The organism is Amycolatopsis echigonensis (genome assembly GCF_014174495.1).
Lineage (GTDB): Bacteria > Actinomycetota > Actinomycetes > Mycobacteriales > Pseudonocardiaceae > Amycolatopsis > Amycolatopsis echigonensis.
In genome coordinates this window covers 1-502 of sequence record NZ_JACJHR010000268.1, presented here as the reverse complement: position 1 = coordinate 502, position 502 = coordinate 1, and the positions used below count along the sequence as shown (strand labels likewise).

Below are 502 nucleotides of genomic sequence, written 5' to 3'. Positions count from 1 at the left end.
CCCTCCGCGACGACGTGCTGCGGCACCTGCCGCCGCCACCGCAGGGGTATCACGTGGACCTGACCGGCTTGCCGATGGTCGCGGTCCGCGGGAACGAGCTCGTGTCCGCCGACCGCCTGCTCACCAACCTGGCCGGGATCCTGGCCGCAGGCGCGGTCCTGCTGATCGCGCTGCGGCGCCGGGCCGACGCGGCGCGCGCGGTCGCGGCGGCGGCCACCGCCACCGGTGCGGGGCTGTGCTTCCTGTGGCTGGCCGGGGTGCCGCTGAGCCCCGTCACCGCCGGCCTGGGATCGCTGACCGCGGCGGTCGGGTGTGAGTTCACGGTCCTGCTGTCGGAAGCCGCCCGCCGTCGCAGCCGGGGACTGCGGCTGTCGATCCTGCTCGCCGCGTCCACCTCCACCGTGGGGTACGCGGTCCTGGTGCTGTCCAAGCTGGCCGCCGTACGCGAGTTCGGCGTCCTGCTGGCCGGCTCGGTCGTGCTGGCCTTGCTGTCCGCGGGCTG

The 502-nt window shown here is 75.5% G+C and carries 1 pseudogene; it reads left to right on the top strand.

From position 1 onward, the window contains the following. Positions 1-502 (top strand): annotated as a pseudogene (locus H5411_RS46700) (RND transporter); the annotation flags it as partial.